The 22,419-nt window shown below is 69.7% G+C and carries 15 protein-coding genes, 5 tRNA genes and 1 other RNA gene; 6 read left to right on the top strand and 15 right to left on the bottom strand.

All coding sequences use genetic code 11. The features are described from left to right. Nucleotides 1–76 precede the first annotated feature (76 nt). The gene (locus LZ199_RS32015; RefSeq protein ID WP_253997556.1) at nucleotides 77–2,056 is read left to right on the top strand and encodes a FecR family protein; all 1,980 of its coding nucleotides are present in this window, start codon (nucleotides 77–79) and stop codon (nucleotides 2,054–2,056) included. 2 nt (nucleotides 2,057–2,058) lie between these two features. Further along, nucleotides 2,059–3,939, top strand: a complete 1,881-nt coding sequence (locus LZ199_RS32020) for a protein kinase domain-containing protein (protein ID WP_253997557.1) — start codon at nucleotides 2,059–2,061, stop codon at nucleotides 3,937–3,939. A gap of 45 nt (nucleotides 3,940–3,984) precedes the next feature. Here the strand turns inward: LZ199_RS32020 and recR are convergent, their stop codons facing one another. From recR to LZ199_RS32045, 5 genes are all read right to left on the bottom strand, one after another. Then, nucleotides 3,985–4,578, bottom strand: coding sequence for a recombination mediator RecR (recR, locus tag LZ199_RS32025; protein WP_253997558.1), 594 nt, complete (start codon nucleotides 4,576–4,578; stop codon nucleotides 3,985–3,987). A gap of 6 nt (nucleotides 4,579–4,584) precedes the next feature. Next, the gene (locus LZ199_RS32030) at nucleotides 4,585–4,902 is read right to left on the bottom strand and encodes a YbaB/EbfC family nucleoid-associated protein (protein ID WP_163866760.1); all 318 of its coding nucleotides are present in this window, start codon (nucleotides 4,900–4,902) and stop codon (nucleotides 4,585–4,587) included. A 92-nt stretch (nucleotides 4,903–4,994) separates the two neighbouring features. Next, the gene (locus LZ199_RS32035) at nucleotides 4,995–6,398 is read right to left on the bottom strand and encodes a DNA polymerase III subunit gamma/tau (protein ID WP_253997559.1); all 1,404 of its coding nucleotides are present in this window, start codon (nucleotides 6,396–6,398) and stop codon (nucleotides 4,995–4,997) included. A 163-nt stretch (nucleotides 6,399–6,561) separates the two neighbouring features. Beyond that, nucleotides 6,562–7,776: a DNA polymerase III subunit gamma/tau gene (dnaX, locus tag LZ199_RS32040; protein ID WP_253997560.1), complete on the bottom strand. Its 1,215-nt coding sequence runs from the start codon at nucleotides 7,774–7,776 to the stop codon at nucleotides 6,562–6,564. Between the two features lie 55 nt (nucleotides 7,777–7,831). After that, on the bottom strand, nucleotides 7,832–9,370 hold the full coding sequence (locus LZ199_RS32045) for a phytoene desaturase family protein (RefSeq protein ID WP_253997561.1): 1,539 nt from the start codon (nucleotides 9,368–9,370) through the stop codon (nucleotides 7,832–7,834). Nucleotides 9,371–9,478: 108 nt separating this feature from the next. Here LZ199_RS32045 and LZ199_RS32050 point away from each other — a divergent pair, with 108 nt between their 5' ends. Continuing rightward, nucleotides 9,479–10,933, top strand: a complete 1,455-nt coding sequence (locus tag LZ199_RS32050; RefSeq protein WP_253997562.1) for a glycosyltransferase family 39 protein — start codon at nucleotides 9,479–9,481, stop codon at nucleotides 10,931–10,933. Between the two features lie 106 nt (nucleotides 10,934–11,039). On the opposite strand, the gene ffs is transcribed toward LZ199_RS32050, so the two are convergent. The 9 genes from ffs to LZ199_RS32095 form a co-directional block, all read right to left on the bottom strand. After that, nucleotides 11,040–11,132, bottom strand: an RNA gene (ffs, locus tag LZ199_RS32055) — signal recognition particle sRNA small type. A gap of 33 nt (nucleotides 11,133–11,165) precedes the next feature. Then, a tRNA-Ser gene (locus tag LZ199_RS32060) sits at nucleotides 11,166–11,252 on the bottom strand. Between the two features lie 13 nt (nucleotides 11,253–11,265). Next, nucleotides 11,266–11,352 (bottom strand) — tRNA-Ser (locus LZ199_RS32065). Between the two features lie 6 nt (nucleotides 11,353–11,358). Continuing rightward, entirely contained in the window at nucleotides 11,359–11,823 is a 465-nt protein-coding gene (gene tadA / locus LZ199_RS32070) for a tRNA adenosine(34) deaminase TadA (RefSeq protein ID WP_163866763.1), read from the bottom strand. A gap of 25 nt (nucleotides 11,824–11,848) precedes the next feature. Continuing rightward, a tRNA-Arg gene (locus LZ199_RS32075) sits at nucleotides 11,849–11,922 on the bottom strand. 31 nt (nucleotides 11,923–11,953) lie between these two features. Further along, a tRNA-Ser gene (locus LZ199_RS32080) sits at nucleotides 11,954–12,043 on the bottom strand. 42 nt (nucleotides 12,044–12,085) lie between these two features. Beyond that, nucleotides 12,086–12,172, bottom strand: a tRNA-Ser gene (locus tag LZ199_RS32085). 100 nt (nucleotides 12,173–12,272) lie between these two features. Further along, complete coding sequence (gene serS, locus LZ199_RS32090; RefSeq protein ID WP_253997705.1) at nucleotides 12,273–13,553, bottom strand: serine--tRNA ligase; 1,281 nt, start codon at nucleotides 13,551–13,553, stop codon at nucleotides 12,273–12,275. A 136-nt stretch (nucleotides 13,554–13,689) separates the two neighbouring features. Continuing rightward, nucleotides 13,690–18,327 carry a tetratricopeptide repeat protein gene (locus LZ199_RS32095; RefSeq protein ID WP_253997564.1) on the bottom strand — a complete coding sequence of 1,546 codons (4,638 nt, stop codon included), beginning with the start codon at nucleotides 18,325–18,327 and terminating at the stop codon, nucleotides 13,690–13,692. Between the two features lie 197 nt (nucleotides 18,328–18,524). Here LZ199_RS32095 and LZ199_RS32100 point away from each other — a divergent pair, with 197 nt between their 5' ends. The 3 genes from LZ199_RS32100 (at nucleotide 18,525) to LZ199_RS32110 (ending at nucleotide 21,601) form a co-directional block, all read left to right on the top strand. After that, on the top strand, nucleotides 18,525–19,841 hold the full coding sequence (locus tag LZ199_RS32100; RefSeq protein WP_253997565.1) for a protoporphyrinogen/coproporphyrinogen oxidase: 1,317 nt from the start codon (nucleotides 18,525–18,527) through the stop codon (nucleotides 19,839–19,841). Between the two features lie 91 nt (nucleotides 19,842–19,932). After that, nucleotides 19,933–20,643, top strand: a complete 711-nt coding sequence (locus LZ199_RS32105; protein WP_253997566.1) for a glycosyltransferase family 2 protein — start codon at nucleotides 19,933–19,935, stop codon at nucleotides 20,641–20,643. Between the two features lie 19 nt (nucleotides 20,644–20,662). Beyond that, nucleotides 20,663–21,601 carry a polysaccharide deacetylase family protein gene (locus LZ199_RS32110; protein WP_253997567.1) on the top strand — a complete coding sequence of 313 codons (939 nt, stop codon included), beginning with the start codon at nucleotides 20,663–20,665 and terminating at the stop codon, nucleotides 21,599–21,601. 3 nt (nucleotides 21,602–21,604) lie between these two features. Here LZ199_RS32110 and LZ199_RS32115 read toward each other — a convergent pair whose 3' ends face one another. Continuing rightward, nucleotides 21,605–22,312: an esterase/lipase family protein gene (locus LZ199_RS32115; RefSeq protein ID WP_253997568.1), complete on the bottom strand. Its 708-nt coding sequence runs from the start codon at nucleotides 22,310–22,312 to the stop codon at nucleotides 21,605–21,607. Between the last annotated feature and the right edge of the window lie 107 nt (nucleotides 22,313–22,419).

Here is a 22,419-nt window from a genome sequence, read left to right on the forward strand (position 1 = left end):
CGTCCCTCGCCCGTGGTCCTCCTGAAGGACGGCGCGCGAGCCCTGTTCAATGTCGTTTCGTTCCGAGGCACCCACGGTGAGTAACGCGCGTCCCTGGCTCCTGGCCCTCCTGCTCGTCGTCGCGGCCTGTGACGAGGAGGCGGCGGCTCCGTCCGTCCCCGTCGCGGAGACTCCGGCGGTGGTCGACGCGGGGCCCGCCGTGGAGCTGGCGCGCCTGGAGGGCCTGTCCGGCGAAGTGGTGGTGGAGCGCGCCGGCAAGAAGGTCCCCGCGCGGGAAGGACCGCTGTACTCGGGCGATGCGCTGGAGACGGGCGCGACGGGCGCGGCGACGATGCGCTTCGCGGACGGGCGCTCGGTGGAAGTGGGCGCCGATGCGCGCGTCGGCGTGGGTGAAGAGGGGGGGAGCCTGGTGCTGACGGTGGAGCGAGGCATCGTGCTGTCGCGTGTCCCCGCCCGGCCCGCCGGGACTCCTCCCAGCAGCAAGAAGGTGGCGCTGACGCTGCTCACACCTTTCGGTCTCACGCGCGTGGGCTCCGAGCCCAGCGAGGTGAGCGTGCAGGTGACGAAGGACGCTGGCCGCGTGGAGGTGAAGCTGGGCGCCATCGAGTTCGTGTCCAAGGATGGCCAGCAGCTGCGCGCGTCGGAGGGCGACTCGGTCGAGGTGACGGCGGGGCGGGCGGAGCTGCTGCTTCGCGGCTCGCGATTGGTGGAACTCGCGCCCATCGAGGTGACGGTGCGAGTGGGCTCGGGCCGAGCGGAGCTGCGCGGCAAGGACTCCAAGCGCTGGCGTCCGCTGCGCGCCGAGGGTGACGTGCTGGCGCCGGGAGACGGCGTGCGCACGCGCGGAAATGGCACCGCGGAGTTGATGCTGAAGGGGTCGACGTCTCAGTTGTCGCTCGGTCCGTCGGCGGAGATGGTGCTGGAGGGCGCGGGGCAGGGGGGCACTCGGGACGAGGCCCGAATGGACCTGCGCCAGGGTGGCCTCGGCGTCCAGCTCGCGCAGGGACGCGAGAGCCGCGTGGTGCTGCCCGGCCTCACGCTGGAGGGTGACGGCGCGTCGCGCCTCGCGGTGCGGCGCACCTCGTCGGGCTATCTGGTCGATGCGCACACGGGGCGCGTGACGTTGGTGCGCGGGGACGTGCGCCAGCCGCTGCGGGCGGGTGAGCGGGCGACGGTGACGAGCGACTCGGGCCAGGCGCGCATCGAGGCGCTCGGGCCGGCGCCGCTGCTGCTCGGCGCGGGCGACGGCGTGGAGGTCTACCACCAGGGGCTGCCCGAAGTGGCCTTCGGCTGGGACAAGGAGGGCGAGGTGACGGTGGAGGTGGCCTCGGACACGGCCTTCACGCGGCCCCTGCTGTCCGGCACGGTGTTCCAGTCCTTCGTCAACGTGCCCGCCCCCGCGCGCGGCACGCTGTACTGGCGGGTGCGCGGCAAGGACGGCGAGGAGCTCGTGAAGGGCAGCGCGACGTTCGGTCCGGAGCGGCTCGGCGGAGACCTGGACCGCGTGCGCAACGTGGTGCCCGAGGGCCTGGAGAAGACGACCATCTTCTACCAGGACAAGCCGCCGTCCGTGACGTTCACCTATGCGGAGGAGGCCTCGGCGGCGAAGTACAAAGTGGCGGTGTACCGGGCGGGCGCGCTGGAGAAGCCAGTGGCCGAGCGCACGGTGACGGAGGCCCGCGCGGCGCTGGACGCGGGCGCGCTGGGAGAGGGCAGCTACCTCTGGTCCGTCACGCCGCTGTCGGCGACGGGCGAGCAACTGAAGGGGGGACGCATGAACAAGCTTGAGCTGGTGTACGACAACTCAGTACCGATGCTGCTGGTGTCGCAGCCGCGCAATGGCCAGAAGGCCGCGGAGAAGGTCCGGGCCTCGGGCGTGGCGCCCGTGAATGCGCGCGTGTCCATCAATGGACGTCCTGTCTCCCTGGACGGCAAGCACCGCTTCGATACCTGGGTGGAGCCAGTGGGCGCGCCCCCGGTGCTGGTGTTTAAGATGACCCGTCCTGGTGCCCCGGATGTCCATACGGTCCGCACCCTTCGACAGCGAGGGCCCTGAGGATGTCACCCACCCAGACGACACATCCCGGCTCCGAGGAAGTCCCGCCGCCGTTGTTGCGCCCGTATGGGCCGTACGTGCTGGTGCGGAAGCTGGCCGAGGGCGGCATGGCGGAGATCTTCCTCGCCAAGCTGCTGGGCGCGGACGGCTTCGAGCGCAACGTCGTCATCAAGCGGATGCTGCCGCACCTGTCGAGCATCCCCGACTTCGTGGAGATGTTCCGGGACGAGGCGCGGCTGGCGGCGAAGCTGGCGCACCCCAACATCGTCCAGATTCAGGAGCTGGGCTTCACGGAGGGCTGCTACTACATCTGCATGGAGTACCTCGCGGGCGAGGACTTCTCCACGACGCTGCGGCTGGCGGGGCGTCGGCGGCAGTACCTGCCGTTCCCGATTGTGCTGCGGGTGCTCATCGATTCGGCGCGCGGGCTGCACTACGCGCACGAGTTCGCCAATGAGATGGGGCAGCCGCAGAACGTGGTGCACCGCGACGTCTCTCCGTCGAACCTGTACCTGACGTACCAGGGGCAGGTGAAGGTGCTGGACTTCGGCATCGCCAAGGCCGAGTCGAGGCTCGCCAACACGCGCACCGGCGTCGTGAAGGGCAAGTACATGTACATGGCGCCGGAGCAGGCGAAGGGCGGGGAGGTGGACCGCCGCGCGGACATCTTCGCGCTCGGCGTCAGCCTCTTCGAGGCGCTCACGCACGTGCGGCCCTTCTCGCGGGAGAACGACCTCGCGGTGCTCAACGCGCTCCTGCACAACGAGTTCAAGCGCCCGCGCGAGCTGCGACCCGACCTGCCCCTGGAGCTGGAGGCCATCGTCCTCAAGGCGATGTCCCCGTTCCCGGAGGACCGTCACCCCACGGCGGAGGCCTTCGCCGAGGAGCTGGAGGCCTTCCTCGGCGCGCACCTGAGCTCCGCGGGCACGCCGCAGCTTGGCGCATTCCTTCGCTCGCACTTCGGCGACGAGCGCTTCACCGAGCGCACCCGCATCCCCACGCTGGCCTCGCTCTCCGCGGCCCTCGGGGTCGTCACCCAGGCGACGGGGTTGATGGAGACGGGGACGAACGTGGTGGGCGCTCCGGCCTCCGTGGGCGGAAGCACCGATGTCGCCACCGCGCGCGGCTGGGGGGCACGCTCTCCCGCGTCGTCCTCGGGCCTGGTGCCCGCCGCGACGAAGACGCCGGCCACCGAGAACTCCGTTCCGCCCGTCGAGGCGCCGCGCTCCCGAGGGTGGCGTCCGCTCGTCGTCGGCCTCGCGGGAGGCCTGCTGCTCGCGAGCGTGGGGCTCGTGGGTTACCGGCAGCTCGTCGCGCCCGCCTCGGGAGGCGAGGTGGTGGCGCCTGCTCCCGTGGCTCCCTTGGCGAATGACGTGAGCCAGAAGGTCCAGAAGCCCGACCCCGTCCCCACGCCGCCTTCCGAGCCGGTGGCCGCCCCGACGGGAGTGGGTTCAGTGGCGCAGGGGGCCGAGGCCGCTCCCGAGGGCGACAAACCCGAGGCGGTGGGGGCGCAGGCTGCGCTTCCCAGCACCGTGGGACAGGACGACGAGGAGGTGGCCGAGAAGGTGCTGAAGGCGCCGCCGGCCAAGAAGCGCGTGACGCTGGGCGTGGGGGACATCACCCGCGTGGTGGAGAAGGGACGCACGCGCATCACCGCGTGTTTCGAGAAGAACCGCGCGGACCTGCCGTCAACCGAGGGGCAGGTGCAGGTGGAGTTCTCCATCGCCTCGTCGGGCGCCGTGCGCGCGGGCGTGCGAGGGCCGCTGGCCGAGACGGCGGTGGGCCGCTGCCTCCAGTCCCAGGCGCAGCGGCTGCGCTTCCCCGCGCATCGCGACGAAGAGGTGAACGTGCTGGTGCCGTTCGCCTGGCGGCTGACGCGGTAGCGGTGGGAAGAAGCGCGGCGCCGGAGCAGGGCGCCGCGTCGTGCCTCAGAGGTCGCGGCGGGCGGAGAGCGCCTTCGCCAGCGTGGCCTGGTCGGCGAACTCCAAGTCGCCTCCCATGGGCAGCCCCTGGGCGATGCGGGTGACGCGCAGGCCCATGGGCTTGAGCAGGCGCGTCAGGTACAGCGCGGTGGCCTCGCCCTCGACGTCAGGGTTGGTGGCGAGGATGAGCTCCTCCACCTGGCTGTCGTTGAGGCGCCCCAGCAACTCCTTGATGCGGAGCTGCTCGGGGCCGATGCCCTCCAGCGGAGACAGCACACCGTGCAGGACGTGGTAGCGACCCTTGAACTCCCGGGTGCGCTCCAGCGCCATCAGGTCCGCGAAGGTCTCCACGACGCACAGCACGCGCTCGTCGCGGCGGTGGTCGCGGCAGAAGCCGCAGGTCTCCGTGTCGGTGAGGGAGAAGCAGCGCACGCACAGGTGCACCTTCTCCTTCACCTCGCGGATGGCCTGCGACAGCTCCGCGGCGTACTCACCGGGAGCGCGCAGGATGTGGAACGCGAGGCGCTGGGCTGTCTTCTCGCCAATGCCCGGCAGCTTCGCGAGCTGGGCGACGAGGCGGTTCAGCGGATCGGGCGTCATCCGGTATCAGGTAACGCCGGGGATCTTGATGCCGCCGGAGATTTTGGCCAGCTCGCTCTGCATGTGCTGGCGGCTGCTCGCCAGGGCGGCATTCACCGCGGCGGTGATGAGGTCCTCGAGCATCGACGTGTCGTTCGGGTCGATGGCTTCCTTGTCGATCTTGATGCTGCGGATCTCCTGGATGCCGTTGGCCACCACGGTGACGCGGCCATCGCCGGCCTTGGCCTCGACGGTCTCATCGGCCAGCTTCTGCTTCCGCTCTTCAATCTTCTCCGTCAGCTTGTTCGCCTGCCGGATGAAGTAGTTCAGGTCGACGCCAGGCATGTGCTTCCTCGGTACTCGGGGGAGCGGCACCCTTCATGGGTCCGCTCGGGCGTGGAGTGTGGCGCGCACCCTACCGTTGCGCGGGGACAAAGTCAGGCGCTCTCGTCGGGAGCTTCGATTGGAGCGTCGGCGGGCGAGGCGGCGGAGGGGCGCTCGGGCTCGTAGATCTGGATGTGCTCGATTTCTCCACCCAGCCGGAGGAGCACGGCGCGGACCGCGGCGTGGTTGCGCACCTTGCTCTCGGTGTTCTTCTCGTGGGTGGCCCGGCTCTGCGCGTCCCGCTCGGCGATGCTGAACGAGGCCCGCGTGTCGTCGGCGGACACGTCCTGGAAGGACAGCTTCACCGCCCGGCCGAAGTGCTCGGCGAGGAGCTTGTCGATGACGGCCTTGCCCGCCGCGGCGGTGACCGTCATGCGGTGCAGGCCGGCGGAGGGCAGGAAGCCGAGGATGATCTCCCCGGCCTTCATCGAAACGAGTCGTCCGTTGGCGAGCGCGGTGCCATGGCGAAGGGAGGACGCCTTCACGCTCTCCACCGCGGCGCGCCATCGCTCAATCAGCGGGAGGTTCGGGTTGTCGCGGCTTCGGGCGGCCGCCGGTGCGGGCGCGGCGGCCATCATGGGAGCCGGTTCGGGCTCGGGTTCGGCGGCGGGGGCTTGGAGTTCCGGCTCGGGGATGCACTCGCCAGAGGCACAGCCGCCCGGGGAGGCTTCCTCCGGGTAGAAGCGCGAGTCCTCGTCATCGACGGGCACGGACTCAGGAGGAGCGGGTGGGGCCTCCGGCTTTCGGACGTTGATGACGCGGACGTTGGGCGCGGCCTCGGTGGTGCGGGAGAGTGGAGTGGCTCCGGCGTGAGGTCCAGGCGAGGCCACGGGCGCGGAGGGAGCCGGTGGGGCGGAGGAGCCCTGGCGCAGGAAGGACAGGGGACGGGCGGCGGTGGGCGGCAGGCCATCCAGGACGGGGCCCGAAGGCAGGGGAGACTCGACCGCGAAGCCCCCGGAGCGAGGAGGGGCTTCCGTGCTGGCCTGTCCGCTGGGGGCGTTGCGCAGGAAGGACAAGGGGCGCGCGGCGGAGGGCGGCAGGCCGGCCATCACCGGTCCGGTGGCGGCGACGGGGGGCGCGACGGTAGGGGTCGGAGGCGGGCTCCAGGCACCCGAGGGTCCTGAGTCCGATGCGCCGCCAGAGTGCTGAGGCAGCTCGATGTCATCCGGAGGCTCGGCCACGTAGTCCGACTCGTCGTAGCGCGAGGTTCCAAAGTCACGTGGCGCCGCTTGAACGCCAGGGCCCTGCGGGCCTTGTGCGGACTCGGCATAGCGAGCGGTGTTGGCATCGAGCGAAGCGCTCTGGGCGAAGGGCGCCCGTGAGCCTTGTGCGGACTCAGCGTCGCGAGCGGTGTTGGCATCGCGAGGCGAGCCCTGTGCTGACTCGGCATCGCGCGCGGCTCCGAAGTCGCGAGGTGCTCCCTGCGCGGGCTCCGCGAATCGCGGTGTCGCATCCATCCGAGCATCGTCGGTGGGGCGATGGCCGGACGCACTTGCAGCGGGCGCGGGTGTCGCCGAGGGCGCCCGCGCTATCGAAGCAGCGGAATCAGGGGTCGCACCGTGCGCCTCCCGGGCGGGAGGCGTCGGGGCGGGGACTTCCGGACGAGGAGCCGGTCGAGGCTCAGGCGCGAAAGTTCGTGGAGCTGGAGCGACCTCCTGGCGCTCCAGCATTGGTCTTGTTGGCTCCCTCACCCTGGGGCAGTCCGGCCGCGAGCCGATCCACCCGCGCCAGCAGCTCCGGAATGGAACCACCCGGCGACAACTGGATGGCCTTCAAGAGCGCCATCTCCAACGCGAGCCTCGGCTGCGCCGCACGCGACACATCCCAGACGCTGCCATGCACGATGTCGAACAGGCGGGTGAGCTGCGCGCTCTCCGCTTCCTTCGCCAGCGCGATGAGCGCCTTCTGCTCGGACTCGGCCAGCTCGGCGGGCGCCTCGCCCAGCGTCTTCGTGACGAAGAGGTGGCGCAACTGGAGCGCCAGCTCCTCCGCGAGCCGCTTCAAGTCGAGCCCGCGGTTGAAGACCTCCTCCACGCGCTCGAGGATGCGCCTGGCGTCCTTGCGCACCAGCGCCTCGGCGAAGTCCTGCACCATCGTCCGGTCGATGGCGCCCAGGGCCTCGGCGACTTCTTCATCCGTCGGACTGGCACCGCACGAGGCGAGAATCTGGTCCAGGAGGCTCAGCGCGTCGCGCATGCCGCCCTCGGACTGGCGCACCACGAGCGACAGCGAGCGGTCCGAGATTCCCGCGCCCTCCGCCTTGGAGATCTCCTGGAGCCGCTGGAGCATCCGCGCCGCGGAGATGCGGCGGAAGTTGTGGCGCTGGCAGCGCGAGAGAATCGTGTCCGGGAGCTTGTGCGCCTCCGTCGTCGCGAAGATGAACTTCACGTGACCGGGCGGCTCCTCCAGCGTCTTGAGCAGCGCGTTGAACGCCGCTCCCGACAGCATGTGGACCTCGTCGATGATGTAGATCTTGTGCCTGTCCCGCTGCGGCAGGTACTTCGCGTTCTCGCGAATCTCGCGGACGTTCTCCACGCCGTTGTTGGACGCACCGTCGATCTCCGCCACGTCCACGCTGGTGCCGTTGGCGATTTCGATGCACGCCCGGCACTCGCCGCACGGGGTCGCCGTGGGGCCCTTGTCACAGTTGAGGGCCTTGGCGAGCAGTCGAGCGGCCGTCGTCTTGCCAACACCACGAGGGCCACAGAACAGGTACGCATGAGCGACCCGGTCCATCTTGATGGCGTTCGCGATGGTCCGGACGACGTGCTCCTGTCCGGTCATGTCATCGAACTTCTGCGGGCGCCATTTACGCGCGAGGACGAGGTAGCTCATGGGGGCCTTCATCTAAACACGACGGCGCGGAGGATCCATCTCCAGGCGCTCGGACTCAGCGTCCCAGGGCCTTGAGCACCACGCCCGCCGCGTTGTGCCCGGCCGCGCCGATGACGCTGCCGGCGGGGTGGCAGCCCGCGCTGCAGAAATAGAGCCCCTGCACCGGCGTCTCGTAGGGCAGCCGGTCGGTGAAGCCCCGCTTGTTGTCCACATGGTGGATGTGACCGCCCGTGATTCCGAAGTGGCTCTCGATTTTCGGGGGTGTGAGGGCGAAGTACTCCTGCACCTTGTCACTGGTACCCGGGGCGAAGCGGTCGCAGATGGACAAGAGGTGCTGCACGTACTTCGACTCCTCCTTCTCCCACGTGGTGCCCTCCAGCTTGTAGGGCACCCACTCCACGAAGAGGGCGGAGTTGTGGTGCCCCTCGGCGTCGCGCAGCGTGGGGTCCACCGTGGTGTGGATGTACCACTCGATGGAGGGGAACTCCGACAGCTTGCCCGCCTGCGTCTCGCGGTACGAGCGCTCCAGCGCGCCGAGCACGTCGTCCTCCTGGGGCAGCAGGTGGATGGTGGGACCGAACTGGCCCCGGTCCTCGGGCAGGCAGGTGAAGGTGGGCAGCTCCTTCAGGCACAGGTTCACCTTCATCGTGGTGCCCGGCACCGCCATCGCGTTCACCTTCGCGCGGTAGTCCGCCGGCAGCGCCGCCGAGTCCACCAGCTTCAGCGTGCGGAACGGGTCGCCGTTGGAGATGACGACGTTGGCGCTCAGCTCCTCGCCGTTCTCCAGCACCACGCCCTTCACCACGCCCGCATCCACGCGGACCGACGTCACCTTCGCGCCCGTGCGGATGGTGGCGCCGTACTTGCGCGCGACGTTGGCGATGGACTGGGTGACAGTGCCCATGCCGCCGGCGACAATCATCCACGTGCCGCCGCTGCCGGGCAGCCGGCACATGTTGTGGACGAGCAGGTTCATGCCCGTCCCTGGCGTGTCATAGCCACCGTCCAGTCCGGAGAACGCGTCCGTCACCGCGTACATCGCCTTCACGAAGTCTGACTTGAAGCGGAAGCGCTCCAGGTACTGGCGCGCCGAGCCCTGACACAGCTGGATGAAGTTCCGCCGCAGCGCGGGCCGGATGTAGCGCTCGGCGGTCTCCTCGATGGAGAGCGGGGGCAAGAGCCACGACGGGGCCAGGTCATCGCGCAGCGCGCCCAGCTCCGCGTTCATCGCCTGGTTGGCCTCCCAGTCCTCCTGGGAGAAGAACTCCAGGAACTGGCGCTTCAGCTCGCGCTCATCCGAGCCGAACAGGAGATATCGCTTGCCCGTGGTGGGCAGGAAGTAGTGCGGGTCCCTCCGCTTGAGGGGCAGGTCCAGCTCCAGTTCGCGCAGCAGCTCCGGCGGCATCAGGCCCAGGAGGTACGCGCCCGTGGACACGCCGAGCCCCGGCGCGCTCTTGAACGGATACTCCGTGCGGCACGCTCCGCCGATGACGTCCTTGTCCTCCAGGACCGTGACTGACAGGCCCCGGCGCGCGAGCATCGCCGCTGTCACGAGCCCGTTGTGTCCCGCTCCCACCACGATGACGTCCGGCATGTGTCTTCCTCCTCAGGGAACCCGAGTTCCTACCCGAGCGAGGGCCTGCCGGACAAACGTCACCTGGCTTGCACCCGGGCGCGGGGCCGGGGAGAGTCCCCGACGCCCGTGTCCGCACCCCTGCCCGAAGCACCCACCGCCCCCGTGTCGCTCGAGAACCCGCCGGTTGACGCACCTCGTCCCGAGTCTCGGAAGCATGCACTCCTTCTGTGGCTGTCCCTCGCGGGCGTAGCGCTCCTGCCGGCCATCGTCGCGGTGACGCAGCTGGGCCGCATCCATCCCGATGAGGTGTATCAAGCCCTGGAGCCCGCCTACTGGCGCGTCCATGGCTACGGCGTGCTGGCGTGGGAGTGGCGCGATGGCATCCGCAACTGGGCTGTGCCTGGGGTGCTGGCGGCCTTCCTCAGGCTGGCGGGGGTGCTCGGCATCACCGACCCGCAGGGCTATCGCGCGGTGGTGGCCCTTCCTCAGCTCGCGCTGCATGCGTGGAGCCTGTGGGCCGCCTGGCGCTTCGCCGCCCGTCGAGCTGGCCCCATGGGCGGCTGGCTGGCCGTCCTGCTGCTGGGCCTCTATGGGCCGGTGCTCGTCTTCGCCGGACGCACGCTGGCGGAGTCCTTCTCCACGTCCTTCCTCATCGTGGCCATGGAGGCGTTGGACCGGCGCGAGCGCGAGGGCAGGGCAGGCCTCGTCGGTGGCGCGGCCCTGGGCCTGGCTGTCGTCACGCGCTACCCGTCCGCCATCTGCGTCGTCGCGGCGCTCCTGTGGTTGATGGTCGCTCGACGCTGGAAACTGCTGGCCTTCACCTGCCTGGGGGGAATCGCGGTCGCCGCGGGGCTGGGCCTGCTGGACCACCTCACCTGGGGCAGTCCCTTCCACTCGTTCTTCAAGTACGTCCGCTTCAACGTCCTGTCCGGAGAGGCGGCGGCCCGCTTCGGCTCGGCGGCTCCGCGCTTCTATGCGCTCCCCTTGCTGTCGGCGGTGCCCCTCTGGGGCTGGGCCGCCATTCCGCTCGGCCTCTGGGCCCTGAAGCGCAAGGCCAGTGTCTCCCTGCCGCTCACGTGCGCCGTCATCTACCTGGCCGTGCTCCTGGCCACCGCGCACAAGGAGGAGCGCTTCCTCTACCCGGCCCTCGTGCTGGGGCTCCTCGCCGCGGCCCCCGTCGTCGCGGGCTTCATCACCTCGCGGGCCCAGGGAGTCCTGCGCTGGGGGCTGGCTTCGGTGGCCGTGGCCTCGGGGCTCGCCTCCGCGTACTTCTTCCCGCCCAATGATCTCCGCGCGGACCAGTTCCGAGCCATCGTCGCGGCGACGCGCATGGGCGGCGCGACAGGGCTGGTCATCGTCAACGAGGGGCTGTGGGGCTCCGGCGGCTTCTTCTACCTGGGCCAGCAGATTCCCTGGCTCACCTGCGACTGGCCCCGGGACGGTGCCTTCCAGCAGGGCATGCGCGAGCGGCGCTTCAACCGCGTCGTCACCTTCGAGGACCGGGCCCTGCCCGAAATCCAGGCCGCGGGCTTCCGCATCGCCCAGCGCATCGGCCGCGAGACGCTGCTCGTCCGGGACTGAGGGGAGCAGGCCGGCGGGGGAGGGCGCGAGCAGGGTGCCCGTCGTTCCCTTCCGTGCTCTAGCCCGCAAAGGCGAAGAGCCAGCCCCCGAGACGGGAGACTGGCTCTTCAGAACGGCCGGGACACACGCGGTAGATCGCTACCGTTGCTTCCTTCCGGACCTGGCGGGGTTCGCGCCCCCACGTTGTCCCGACCACAAAGGATGTAGACATCGACTGCTGAAACAACAACTACGGAGAGGGTGGGATTCGAACCCACGATACCCTTTCAGATATACACGCGTTCCAGGCGTGCGCCTTCAACCGCTCGGCCACCTCTCCAAGAAGTCTGGAGCGGAGAGCGTAGGATTCGAACCTACGATACCGTTCCCGGTATGCCTGATTTCGAGTCAGGTGCCTTCGACCACTCGGCCAGCTCTCCAAGTATTCAATTGTCGCGTCGCTTCGCGCGCAAGCGCTCGAAGAACGACTTTAGAAGAATCCGGCTGTCTTCCGCCAGGATACCACTCGTGACCTGGAGCCGGTGGTTGTGACGAGGCTCTTCGGCCAGATTGTACAGAGAGCCGACTGCACCTGCCTTCGGGTCCATGGCGCCAAAAACGAGGCGTGTCACCCGGGACTGCACCAGCGCACCAGCGCACATCGCGCAGGGTTCCAACGTCACGTACAGCGTGACGCCCGTCATCCGCCAGACACCCAGATGCCTGCGAGCGGCATCCAACGCGAGGACTTCCGCATGGGCGAGGGGATTGCGGTCCACTTCGCGGCGGTTGAAGCCCGTTCCGATGATGTTTCCATCATGGACCGCTACCGCACCGACGGGGACCTCTCCGAGTGTCGCGGCTTCCCGCGCGAGCGCGAGGGCCTGCTGCATGAAAGCTTCGTCACTCATGGAGACGGCGTGAAAAAGAAGGGAGCGCTCCCTGGAGGATTCGAACCTCCGGCCTTCGGATTCGTAGTCCGACGCTCTATCCAGCTGAGCTAAGGGAGCAAAATCTTCACGCGCTGCTACAACAAACAGGTGGCGGAGAGAGAGGGATTCGAACCCTCGATACCCTTTCGAGTATGCAGGTTTAGCAAACCTGTGCCTTCAGCCTCTCGGCCATCTCTCCAACTCTTCTCTGTCAAAGAACCGCAAAATTCAAGCACAAATTCGGAGGCGGTAGGATTCGAACCTACGGAGAGCTTGCACCCTCTGCGGTTTTCAAGACCGCTGCCTTCAACCGCTCGGCCACGCCTCCATACAACGACTTCAGCCGGTGGCGGCCCTCGGACCGACGTCGGCCGTGGGGCCGCCCTTCTACCTCATTCCGCGCCCGTTGCAAGCGGATGATCACAGTTCTAGAGCGGCTTCAGTTCCTTGATGCCGCCCATGTAGGGCCAGAGCACTTCCGGGATGGCGACGGTGCCGTCGTCCCGCTGGTAGTTCTCCAGGATGGCGATGGAAGTCCGGCCCACCGCGAGCCCGCTGCCGTTCAGGGTGTGGACGAGCTGCGGCTTGTCCCCCTTCTGGGCCCGGAAGCGAATCTTCGCCCGGCGGGACTGGAAGTCGCCGCAGTCCGAGCAGGACGAAATCTCCCGGTACGCGTTCTGCCCCGGCAGCCAGACCTCGATGTCGTACGTCTTGCGGGCCGCGAAGCCCATGTCGCCGGTGCACAGCAGCATCACCCGGTGGTGCAGGCCCAGGCGGCGCAGGATGTCGCACGCGTCGTCCGTCATGGACTCCAGCTCCTCCAGGCTCTTGTCGGGCTGGGCGAACTTCACCATCTCCACCTTGTGGAACTGGTGCTGGCGGATGAGGCCGCGGGTGTCCTTGCCGGCGGCGCCGGCCTCCGCGCGGAAGCACGGGCTGAAGGCGCAGTAGCGGATGGGCAGCGACTCGCCCTCGAGGATTTCGTCCGCGTGGTAGTTGGTGACGGGCACTTCCGCGGTGGGGATGAGGAAGCGCTCGGGGTCGCCCAGCGTCTTGAAGGCGTCGTCCTCGAACTTGGGCAGCTGGCCCGTGCCCATCATCGTCTCGCGCAGCACCAGGTAGGGCGGCAAGAGCTCCGTGTAGCCCTTCTGGGTGTGCACATCGATCATGAACGTGACGAGCGCACGCTCCAGCCGCGCCAGGGCGCCCTTGTAGAAGGTGAAGCGGCTGCCGGAGACCTTCGCGGCGCGCTCGAAGTCGAGCATGCCCAGCTTCTCCCCCAGCTCGAAGTGCTGCTTCGGCGTGAAGGGCAGGTTCGGCTTCTCACCCCAGCTCTTCACCTGGACGTTCTCGTCCGCGCTGGTGCCCACGGGCACGGACTCGTGCGGCAAGTTGGGGATGAGCAGGAGGATGCGGTTGATCTCCTGCTCCACCTCATTGAGGCGGTTCTGCTTGTCCTTGATGTCCTGGGAGACGGCGCGAAGGTCGCCGCGCAGCGCGTCCAGCGCCTTGGGGTCCTCCTTCGCCTTCTTCATCATCTCCTCGTTGGCGGCGTTGCGGCGCGCGGCCAGCGACTGCATGGAGGAGTTCAGCTCCCCACGCTCGGAGAACAGCGCCTGGAAGGGGCCGAGGTCGAGGTTGCCGCCCCGCGTCTTCAGGCGAGCGACGACCGCATCGAAGTTCTGCGCAACGTTCCGGAGGTCCAGCATGGGGGACGCCTTGTAGTCACCCTCGGTGGGCGGCAGCAAGACTCCTCGCGCCCGGGGTGCTCAAGGGCGGACGCCCCGGGCCCGAACCGCCTGACGCCGGCCATCCCTGGAAGGACGGCCGGCTGTCGGCTGGCGGCTAGTTCTGCAGGTCGTAGATCTCTTCCTCGATGTCCTTCTTGTCCGTCGCGTCCGGCTTCTTCACGAGGTAGTCCTTGAAGGCCTGCACCGCTTCCCGGCGCTTGTTCTTCTCCTTATAGGCGAAGCCCAGGTAGTAGTAGGTCATCGGGTTCTCCGGCTCGACGCTGGAGGCCTTGCGGTACCAGTCGATGGCCTTGGCGTGCTGGGCCTGCTCGGTGAAGGCGCGGGCGACCTTGTAGTAGACGTGGGTCAGCTTCGCGTCCGCCTTGAGGGCCGTCTGGTAGCGCTTGATGGCGTCGTTCCAGCGGGCGGCGTTGAAGTACGCGTCGCCGATGGAGCCGAGCACGCGGGTGCGGCGCGGGTCGGCCTTGAGGCTGTCCTCGAAGGAGGCGATGGCCTCGTCGAACTCGCCGTTCTCCAGGTGGGCGTGGCCGAGCGCCTCGTGCGCGTCCGCGTTGGCCGGGTCCAGCTCCACGGCGGTGTTCCACTCGCGCATGGCGTCCGGCAGGTTCTTCGCGTCGCGGAGGATGACGCCGTAGGCGTAGTGGTAGTCAGGGCGCTTGGGGGCGCGCTCCACGGCCTTGCGCATGGCGTCCATGGCCTGGGTGAACTCCAGCCGCTTCGCCTTCACGAGCCCCAGGTAGTAGAGCGCCTCGTGGTTGGAGGGCTCGTTGCTGAGCGCCAGGCCCAGGTTGCTCTCCGCGCTGGGCAGCTCTCCGCGCTCCAGCAGCACGGCGCCCAGGGTGATGGGAATCGTGGTGGAGCGGGGGTCCTCGGCCTTGGCCTTCTCCAATTCGGCCACGGCCTCGTCCAGCTTGCCCAGGCGCCACAGGACGATGCCGCGCTGCAGCCGGCCGTCCTTCAAGAGGTGCGGGTCCAGCTCCAGGGCGCGGTTGGCCTCCGTCTGGGCCTTCTCCAAGTCCCCATTGAGCAGCGCCACGCGCGACAGGCCCAGGTGGGCGTCGGCGAGGTTGGGGTCCAGCTGCACGGCGCGCTCGAACTCCTGCTGGCCCAAGAGGGCGTTGTTCTCCGCCAGGGCCAGCTCGCCCAGACCGGAGCGCACGCCCGCGTGCTCCGGGGCCTTGGTGGCGGCCTGCTCCAACTGGGTGCGGGCCTCCGCGTTGCGGCGCTGACGCAGGTAGAAGCGGCCCAGGTAGAGGTTGGCCTCCACCAGCGCGGCGTCCGCGGCGATGGCGCGCTTGTAGTGGCCCTCCGCCTCGGAGAGCTTGTCCAGCGCGTCCTCGATGCGGCCGTAGAGGTAGGCGATGCGGGCCTCGTTGGGGAACTGCCCGCTGGCCTTCTGCACGGCATCCAGGGCCGCCTGCATCTTCCCGGTCATCACCAGCGAGGTGATGTGGCCGTCGGCGTACTCCAGGTTGTCGCTCTCCTCGGACGCCAGCGCCGTGTACAGGGGCAGGGCGCCTTCGTAGTTGCGCTGGGCGCGCAGCACGTGGGCCAGCTGCGCCTTGAGGAAGTCCGACTGGGGGTCCTTCTCCATGGCGGACTTCAGCTCCGCCTCGGCCTCCTTGGGCTTGTGCTGGTGGAAGAGCGCCACGCCCTTGAGGCCCCGGGCCCGGGCCAGCTCCGCCGGGCCGAGCGCGGACTGGACGTCCTCGGCCAGGGCCTCGTCGATGGACTGGGTGCCCTTCTCGGCGTCCTTGCGCACCAGGAGCTGCACGGCGGCGAGCTCCACGGCGGAGGAGGCGTGCTTGCGGTCGGCCTCGAGCGCGGCGGCGTACGAAGCGGCGGCATCGTCGGCGCGGCCCGCGGCCTGGTGCAGGTTGCCCAGCGCGTGGTGGGCCTTGGCGGACTTGGGGTCCGCGGCGAGCACCTTCTTCAGGGTCTCGATGGCGCTGTTCGGGTCGCGCTTCATCGCCTGGGCCTCGGCCACGAGGAAGGCCAGCTCCAGGTCCGCATGGTTCGCCTCGCGACTGTAGGCGTCCAGGAGCGGCGCCAGCGCGGCGTCCGCCTGTCGGGAGGTGAGCGCGAGCGACGCGGTGGCCTTGATGACGTCGACGTCCTTCTCGCCCAGCAGGGCGATGTCCGCCATCGAGTCACGGCAGCGGCTCATGTCCGCCATGTCGGCCGCGGCGTACTTGCGCTGCAGGTAGTAGACGGACTGGCACCACAGCGAGCGCACCGCCGGGTACTCCTTCTCCTGGAGCGCCTGCGCGGAGAGGGTGTGCGCCTGCTTGTAGCTGGCGAAGGTGTCCGAAAGGAGTGCCTGCCCCGCCTGCTTCACCAGCTCCGCCTGGGGCGAGCCGTCCGAGACGCGCGCGGGGAACAGGGCGCGGCGACCGAAGGCGCCGTAGCGCGTGCCGAACTCCGTGCCCACGCCGATGCCCAGGAGCAGCACCGCCACGCCGGCGGCGATGAACAGGGGGATGCGCTTCTTTATCTTCGCGTCGGCGCCGCTGCGGTCCACGACGGAGACCGCGGCCATGCGGCCTTCGTAGAGCTGCTCCAGGCGACGCATGTTCGCCTGCGTCCCGCCCGGGTCGGCGCGAGGCGCCTCCGTGTCCGACGCGGTGGCGACGGGGGCGGTGGCCACCACCTTGGACGGGCCCTCCATCAGCCGCTGGATGGCGGAGGCGAAGGTGGGGATGGTGCCGATGGCCGACCACTGCTCCGAGTCGAGCGAGACGTCCTCGTTGCCGAGCAGCTGCCCGTCCTCGAGCATCTTGACGACGACGCCCTCATCGAAGGGACCGAACACCTTGCCGGAGCGGCGACGGACGTGGAAGCGGCGCACCTTCGCGCCGGCCTGTCCTGTCTCGCGGCTGGCGGCGTCGTCGATGAAGGACAGCATCTCCAGGCCGTCCGCCGGGCCCGCGTTGGGCGGAGGCGGCAGCGGGTCGGAGAGGTCCGCTTCCAGGTCGTCACCGGGCCGCGCGGTGGGGTCGAACTCCAGCGAGTCCGGGACGCCAGCGGACTGCGCGGAGGCCGGGGGCATCCCGAAGTCCACGTCGCCGAAGTCCACCGAGGGATTGAAGGAGGCGGGCGGAGGCGGCGCGGCGGGAGGGGGCGGCTCGGCGAAGTCGAGGCTGAAGTCCGGCACCGGCGCGGAGCCGAAGTCCGCGTTGAACGCGGGCGTGGGCGGCGCGGCGAAGTCGAACGACAGGTCCTGGGGCGGCGCGGCCGGCGACGGCAGGTCCGAGTAGTCCATGGACTGCGCGGCGGGCGACGGCAGGTCCGAGAAGTCCAGCCCTCCGCTCGAGGGCGGAGGCGGCAGCGCGAACGGGTCCTCGCCCGCGGGCACGGGCAGCTCGGCGAAGTCGAACGACGGTCCCCCCGTGGGCGGAGGCGGCAGGGCGAAGGGGTTCTCCTCCATCGGCGCCTGCGCGTACGCGGGCGGCGGAGGCAGGGCGAAGGGGTCCCCATCCACCGGAGGCGGTGGCAGCGCGAACGGGTCGTCCGTCATCGACGGCTGTTGCGCGTACTCGGGAGGAGGCGGCAGGGCGAACGGGTCATCCTCCACCGGCGGATAGGTGGCCTGGACGGGGCTCGGCGTGGGCGGCAGCGCGAAGGCGGTGGCCTCGCCGCTCGGCGTCTCGACGTCGAAGGCGAATGGATCCGCCTCCGCCTGGGGCTGCGCGGGCACGGGCAGCGAGTCGTCGGAGAAGTCGAAGTCGCGCGCGGTGCCCGTCACGTCGGGCATGTCGACGGGGCCCTGCGCCAGGTCCACCGGCGGCGCCAGCGAGTCGTCGTCGGAGAAGTCGAAGTCGCGGTTGGACTTGGGCTCGGGAGGCGCCGCGGGCCGGGCGGTCTCTCGGAACGCGGCGTTGGGCAGCGGAATGGCCACGACGCGCGTCACATCCCGGTCCTGCCGGACGGGAGGCTCCACGTCGTCGAAGCCCTCGCTGAACGGGTCCGCCGCGCCGGGAAGCGGAATGGCGCCGGACGACGATGCGACCCCTGGAAGCGGAATGGCTCCGGAGTCGAAAGGCATCGCCGCGCCCGGCAGTGGAATGGCGTCGCCGCCGGCGCTCGGGTCGAAGCCGAAGTCGTCGGACTGGGGCGCCGCGCCCGGGAGGGGAATCGCGCCCGCGTCGTAGCCGAAGCCGTCGGACTGCGGCGCCGCGCCGGGAAGGGGAATCGCGCCGGCGTCATAGCCGAAGCCGTCGTCGACCTGTGGCGCGGCACCAGGAAGGGGAATGGCACCCGCGTCGTAGCCAAAGCCGTCATCGACCTGCGGTGCCGCGCCCGGGAGCGGAATCGCGCCCGAGTCGTGGCCGAAGTCGTTGGACTGTGGCGCCGCGCCGGGGAGCGGAATCGCGCCCGCGTCGTAGCCGAAGTCGCTGGACTGTGGCGCCGCGCCGGGGAGCGGAATGGCGTCATGCCCCAGGGAGATGGCGCCCGAGGGAGCCGCGCCGGGGAGAGGAATCGCGATGGCGCCCGAGGGAGCCGCGCCGGGGAGGGGAATCGCGGCGGAGCTCGGTGCGGCCGAGACGGCGCCCGGCAGCGGAATGGCGGCGGCCGACGGAGCAGGCGCGGCAGGGGCCGCTGCGCTCACTCCCTCTGGACGGATGGGGAAGGTGGTCTGGCACCGGGCGCACTTGAGCTTCGCGCCACCCGGGGGGATCCGCTTGTCATCGATGTTGTAATTCGTCTGGCAAGACGGGCAGGAGACTTTCATGGGGTTCCTTCGACGGGACCGGCGCGCGCAGGCTACCAGAGGCGTTTCCAGCCCGGAAAGAACGCGCCAGCCCGCAGTGGAAGCGGTCCCCCCCTTTACTCCCAAGCGGGCAACCGAGGGGGCCTGAGAATTCGCGGCCCTGGCACGGCGGGTTCGGCTCCCCCCTCACTGCGCGGAGGTGGTAGGACCGACCCGGTATGGAACCCATCGTCATCCTGGGAGCGGGGCTCGCGGGTCTGTCCACCGCCCATTTCCTCCAGAAGCCCTGGCGCCTCATCGAAAAGTCGGACCGGGTCGGCGGCCTCATCAAGACCGAGGTCATCGATGGGTGTTATTTCGACCCCACCGGCCACTGGCTCCACCTGAGAGACGCCGAAATCCAGGAGCTGGTGAACACGCGCTGGCTGCCGGGGCAGATGGTCCGCATCCAGCGCAAGGCGGGCATCTTCACGCGCGGAGTCTTCACGCGCTTCCCGTACCAGGTGAACACCCACGGGCTGCCGCCGGACGTCGTCGCGGAGAACCTGGTCGGCTACGTGGAGGCCATCTACGGCGAGAAGGGCCGCGCCCTGCGTGAGCGGGAGCCTCGCGACTTCGAGGAGTTCATCCTCCGCTACATGGGCGAGGGCTTCGCCAAGAACTTCATGGTGCCCTACAACCAGAAGCTCTGGACGGTGCACCCGCGAGAGCTGTCCGCCGCCTGGGTGGGGCGTTTCGTGCCGCGTCCTTCGCTCAAGGAAGTGGTGGACGGAGCGCTCGGCGCCGGCAGCGATGCCGTGGGCTACAACGCGTCCTTCGTCTACCCGCGCGAGGGTGGCATCGAGAGCCTGGCGCGCGCCATGCTGCGCGACCTGAAGGGCGGCGAGCTGAGCGTCCGCACCGAGCCCACCTCCATCGACTGGAAGGCGCGCAAGGTCGTGCTGTCCGATGGCAGGTCGCTGTCCTATTCGGGGCTGGTGTCCACCGTGTCGCTACCGGGGCTGGTTCGGCTTTTGGCCCAGGGCGCCTCGGGGGTTCCCGACGAAGTCATTGCCGCCGCGAAGCGTCTGCGCGCCACCACCGTCACCTACGTCGCCGTGGCGGCGAAGGGCGCCAACCGGCAGCCCTGGCATTGGATCTACCTGCCGGAGCCGGAGTTCCACACGTACCGCATCGGCTCGCCCTCGGCGGTGTACGACGCGCTGGCGCCCAAGGACACCGCGACGTTCTACGTGGAGTACAGCCACCACGGCGAGCTGTCCCCGGCCGCCGCGGAGAAGTACGCCGTGGAGGACCTGCTGCGCTCGCAGATGATCCACTCCGCGGACGACGTCCTCTTCGCCCAGGCCCGGGAGATTCCCCACGCCTACGTCCTCTATGACGACGCCTACGGGCCCGCGAAGGCGGAAATCCTCCGTTTCCTGGAGCACGCGGGCATCCTCACGGCGGGGCGGTATGGCCAGTGGGAGTACTCGTCCATGGAGGACGCCATCCTCGGCGGGCGGGCGTGTGCCCGGGCGCTGAACAACGGCTGACGAAGTCGAGCCGCGCCGCGTCGCATCTTGTCGACGGGTGGCGCGGGGCGTGCTAGGCGGACCGGACTGTCGCTTGTCCGGACCTGATTCCATGGCACCGCACCTGTCCGTCGTCATCCCAGTCTACAACGAGGAGTCCATCATCACCTCGGCGGCGGACGAGCTCCGCCAGGGGTTGGATGCGCGCGGCCTCGACTACGAAATCATCTTCGCGGAGAACGGCTCGCGGGACGCCACGCCGCAGATTCTCGACGAGCTGTGCGCGAAGCACCCGCGCCTGCGCTGGTTCCACTCGGAGCGCCCGAACTACGGCGTCGCCCTCAAGGCCGGCATCCTCATGGCCCGGGGCACCTACGTCGTCTGCGACGAAATCGACCTCTGCGATCTCACCTTCTACGACGCCGCGCTGCCGCGTCTGGAGCGGGGCGATGCGGACATGGTCATCGGCTCCAAGGCGGCCAAGGGCGCCAGCGACCAGCGGCCCCTCATCCGCCGCGCGGCCACCCGGGTGCACAACAAGCTCTTGAAGGTGACGCTGGGCTTCAAGGGCACGGACACGCACGGACTCAAGGCGTTCCGCCGCGAGGCGCTCCTGCCCGTCATCCACAAGTGCGTGGTGGACATGGACGTGTTCGCCAGTGAGTTCGTCATCCGCGCCTGGCGCGAGGGGCTCAACGTGATGGAGATTCCCATCCAGCTCCACGAGAAGCGCCAGCCGTCCATCCACCTCTTCAAGCGCGTGCCCAACGTGCTCAAGAACGTGGGCAAGCTGTTCTACGTCATCCGCGTTCGCGGAACGTGAGCAGGGGAGGGCGCGCACCGTGAGGCTGGCGTCCATCTCCGTCGACCTCGACTCGCTGCCACATTACTGCCGCATTCACGGCCTGCCGGAGTCGCTGCTGGATGCGCGCGCCCGCTCCCTCGTCCATGCGGTGGCGGTGCCTCGCTTCCGCGAGCTGCTCGACACGCTCGGTGCGCCGGGCACCTTCTTCGCCATCGGCGAGGACCTGGATGCAGACGCCGTCGCCTCCGCGGGCATGCGCGCGGCCCATGAAGCGGGCATCGAGGTGGCGAGCCACAGCCACGCGCATGACTACGCGCTCACGCGCCGGGGCCCCGCCGCCATCCTGGAGGACCTGCGTCGCGCGGACGCCGCCATCCTCGCGGCCACGGGGGCTCGCCCCGAGGGCTTCCGCGCGCCGGGCTACACGCTGAACGCGGACCTGTACGCGGCCACGGTGGAGCTGGGCTACCGGTATGGCTCGTCCGCTTTTCCCGCAGCGCCCTACTACGCGGCCAAGGCGGCGGTGATGGGCGCGCTGTCGCTCCTGGGGCGTCCGTCCCGCTCGGTGCTCGACACGCCCGGCGTGCTGCTCGCGCCCCGGACGCCGTACCGCCCGGACCCGGCGCGGCCCTATCGACGGGGCTCGGGGCCGGTGCTGGAGCTGCCCATGGCGGTGACGCCCGCCCTGCGCTTTCCGTTCATCGGCACCTTCGCCACCACGCTGCCGCTGCGCACCCTGCGCGGGGCGTGGCGCGCCTTCCGTCGCGACGCGTTCTTCAACTTCGAGCTGCATGGCGTCGACGTGCTCGACGCGACGGACGGGATTCCCGACGTGCTCGTCCGCCAGCAGCGGGACTTGCGCGTCAGTGCGAGTCAGAAGCTGGAGCGACTGCGCGAAATCTTCGGCTGGCTGAAGTCCGAGTGCGACGTCGTCACGCTGCGCGACGCGGCCGGGCGGCTGTCCGCCACGCTGTGAGCGCTACCGGGCCACCGACGGTGAGCCGAGCACTTCCACCACCGAGTCCAGCACGCGTGAGTCGGTGAGCATCCACGGGTGGAGCAGCACGGGAAACCTGCGCTCGCTGGCGCCCGGGAGTCGTGAGCTGGAGGCGGGGAGGATGGTCAAATCCCACGGCGTCCAGAAGCTGTGCACCTCCGTGCTGCCCCAGGGCCGAGCGTCTTTCTGGAGCGCTCGCAACAGCCTGCTGCCCGGCCTCATCTGCGACACGCCCTTGCCCCGTCCCAGGAACGCCAGCCCCGTGCCCGCGTGGGGGCCGGAGATGGAGATGAAGCGCCGCACCACCAGTCGCCCGCCGAGCAACTGCACCCAGTAGCGCGTGACGAGCGCCCCCATGCTGAAGCCCACCACGTCCACGCGGCGGGCGCCGGTGCGTGCGCGCAGGGCCTCGGCCTCGCGGGCCACCTGCCGGGCCAGCGTGGGAATCCCCTCGCTGCCGTTGTTGGGGACCAGGGAGATGGCGTGGACGTGGGGCCAGCCCGCCTGCTCCAACCGGGCGCGCAGCAGGTCGAAGGCGCTGGCGTCGTCGCCAATGCCATGGACGAGCAGCACCGGCGCGCGCTGCTCCACCGGCGCCAGGCGGGGCGCGGACACGGCGACCGAGGCGGCCGTCACGGCGCACCCCGAGAAGAGCCATGCCAGGCCCAGCAGGACGAGCAGCTCACGCATGCGGGGCGAGACATGGCGACGTCACCCCCGCCCTGCACGGGGCCACGAGGCCATTCGTCCACTGGTGGAGGCCCGAGCCTTCAACGCCGTCACGCAGTGCACTCCTG

Origin of the sequence: Myxococcus qinghaiensis (assembly GCF_024198215.1) — a bacterium.
In the GTDB taxonomy this organism is placed as follows: Bacteria; Myxococcota; Myxococcia; order Myxococcales; family Myxococcaceae; genus Myxococcus; species Myxococcus qinghaiensis.